Raw genomic sequence first — 3131 nt, 5'->3', positions numbered from 1 at the left:
AAAAAAGCCTGGCACCGCCCTACTTTCCCACCCCGTCTCCAGGGCAGTATCATCGGCGCTGGCGGGCTTAACTTCCGTGTTCGGAATGGGAACGGGTGTTTCCCCGCCGCTATGGGCACCAGGCTATCTCTTACCATTCATATTCAATTGTTGGTTTTGACAACCAAATAAGGGAGCTAAGGCCTGTAGTAGATAGAAGGCCGAGGCTCTCGGCCGATTAGTACCGCTCAGCTCCACCCGTTACCGGGCTTCCACCTGCGGCCTATCTACCTGGTAGTCTCCCAGGGGCCTTACTGGCTTAACGCCAAGGGAGGCCTAATCTTGGGGTGGGCTTCCCGCTTAGATGCCTTCAGCGGTTATCCCTTGGACACTTGGCTACCCAGCGGTGCGGCTGGCACCACAGCTGGTACACCAGAGGTGCCCCCACTCCGGTCCTCTCGTACTAGGAGCAGCTCCCCTCAAGCCTCCTGCGCCCGTGGCGGATAGGGACCGAACTGTCTCACGACGTTCTGAACCCAGCTCGCGTGCCGCTTTAATGGGCGAACAGCCCAACCCTTGGGACCTGCTTCAGCCCCAGGATGCGACGAGCCGACATCGAGGTGCCAAACCGGTCCGTCGATGTGAGCTCTCGGGACCGATCAGCCTGTTATCCCCGGAGTAGCTTTTATCCGTTGATCGACGGCCCTTCCACTCAGAACCGCCGGGTCACTAAGCCCTGCTTTCGCACCTGCTCGACTTGTCAGTCTCGCAGTCAAGCCCCCTTATGCCCTTGCACTCTACGCGCGATTGCCGACCGCGCTGAGGGGACCTTTGGGCGCCTCCGTTACCTTTTAGGAGGCGACCGCCCCAGTCAAACTGCCCGCCTGACACTGTCCCCGAACACGATCCAGTGCCCTAGGTTAGCTACCTAACCTGTGCAGGGTGGTATCTCACCGGCGCCTCCATCCGCCCCGGAGGGCGGACTTCCCAGGCTCCCACCTATCCTGCGCAGCACAGGCCAGATAGCAATGCCAGGTTGCAGTAAAGCTTCACGGGGTCTTTCCGTCCTGCCACGGGTACTGGGCATCTTCACCCAGACTACAATTTCGCCGGGACCCTCCATGAGACAGTGCGGCAGTCGTTGGACCATTCATGCAGGTCGGAACTTACCCGACAAGGAATTTCGCTACCTTAGGACCGTTATAGTTACGGCCGCCGTTTACCGGGGCTTCGGTTCAGGGCTTGCACCCCTCCCCTTAACCTTCCGGCACTGGGCAGGTTGCAGTCCCCATACTTCCTCTTACGAGTTTGCGGAGACCTGTGTTTTTGGTAAACAGTCGCCACCGCCTATTCTCTGCGGCCTCCAAAGGCTCCAGGCGTGTAGCCCTTCACCTCCAGAGGCCCCCCTTCTCCCGCAGTTACGGGGTCATTTTGCCGAGTTCCTTATGGAGGGTTCCCCCGAACGCCTTGGTGCTTTTACACCCGCCCACCTGTGTCGGTTTGCGGTACGGTCACTCCAGCTTCATCGCTTAGAGGTTCTTTCTCGGCAGTGTGGAGTCACCCGCTTCGGCTCTTATGAGCCTCCCCATCAGTTCTCGGGGTTATGGAGGTGCGGATTTGCCTGCACCTCCCCCCTACTACCTTGGCCCGGGTCTACCTTCGCCCGGGTCGGGCTATCCTCCTGCGTCACCCCCATCGCTCCACTGGAGTGGCGCGGGAATGTTAACCCGCTTCCCATCGGCTACGCCTCTCGGCCTCGCCTTAGGGGCCGGCTAACCCAGGGCGGACTTGCCTTCCCCTGGAAACCTTGGGCTTTCGGCGGGAAGGCTTCTCACCTTCCTTATCGCCTACTCATGCCAGGATTTTCACTTCCCTGCAGTCCACCACACCTTACGGTGTAACTTCAGCCCGCAGGGAACGCTCCCCTACCGATGTGACTGGCGTCACATCCCGCAGCTTCGGTGGATGGCTTGAGCCCCGCTACATTTTCGGCGCACGCTCGCTCGACCAGTGAGCTGTTACGCACTCTTTAAAGGATGGCTGCCTCTAAGCCAACCTCCTGGCTGTCTTAGCGAGCGCACTTCCTTTACCACTTAGCCATCACTTGGGGACCTTAGCTGGCGGTCTGGGCTCTTTCCCTCTCGACCATGAAGCTTATCCCCCACGGTCTGACTCCCACGGAGCATCTGCCAGCATTCGGAGTTTGGCAGGGGTCGGTACCCCTCTCGGGGCCCTAGCCCTACCAGTAGCTCTACCTCCAGCAGACTCTTCCGTGAGGCTAGCCCTAAAGCTATTTCGGGGAGAACCAGCTATCTCCGTACTCGATTAGCTTTTCACTCCTATCCACAGCTCATCCCCCAGTTTTTCAGCACTGGTGGGTTCGGTCCTCCATCCGGTGTTACCCGGACTTCAACCTGGCCATGGATAGATCGTACGGTTTCGGGTCTACTCCCAGCGACTATTCGCCCTGTTCGGACTCGGTTTCCCTACGGCTCCGCCTACCGGCTTAGCCTCGCCGCTGAGAGTAACTCCCTGGCCCATTACGCAAAAGGTACGCCGTCACCCGCTTGCGCAGGCTCCGACCGCTTGTAGGCACACGGTTTCAGGCTCTCTTTCACTCCCCTTCCCGGGGTTCTTTTCACCTTTCCCTCACGGTACTATGCGCTATCGGTCGCCAGCGAGTACTTAGCCTTGGAGGGTGGTCCCCCCTGATTCCCGCAGGATTCCTCGTGTCCCGCGGTACTTGGGATCACACCCCAGGGAGAGCTCCGGGTTTCGCCTACAGGGCTTTCACCTTCTGCGGCTGGCCTTTCCAGACCATTCGGCTACCCAGAACCTTTGTAACTCCCCGAGGAGGTGGCAGCCTCCTCCAGGTGTGTCCCACTACCCCGTGTGAGCAACGCCTGCCAGCTTTAACACTCACACGGTTTGGGCTCTTCCCCTTTCGCTCGCCGCTACTCAGGGAGTCTCGGTTGATTTCCTTTCCTCCTCCTACTGAGATGTTTCAGTTCGGAGGGTCTCACCTCCCGCTCGCGCGGGATGACAGGCTATCTGCCTGCCGGGTTTCCCCATTCGGGCATCCCCGGGTCTTCAGCCGTTTGCGCCTCGCCGGGGCTTTTCGCAGCTTACCACGCCCTTCATCGCCTGCTGGC

General features: G+C 59.8%; 2 rRNA genes. Both read right to left on the bottom strand.

Annotated features, from left to right (window positions below):
• Window positions 1-6: 6 nt before the first annotated feature.
• Window positions 7-123: ribosomal RNA gene (gene rrf, locus CHB58_RS08945) — 5S ribosomal RNA — on the bottom strand.
• 73 nt (window positions 124-196) lie between these two features.
• Window positions 197-3131, bottom strand: a 23S ribosomal RNA gene (locus CHB58_RS08940).

The sequence above is a fragment of the Desulfurobacterium atlanticum genome (assembly GCF_900188395.1).
GTDB classification, from domain to species: Bacteria; Aquificota; Aquificia; order Desulfurobacteriales; family Desulfurobacteriaceae; genus Desulfurobacterium_A; species Desulfurobacterium_A atlanticum.
This window is presented reverse-complemented; position numbering and strand designations above follow the sequence as displayed.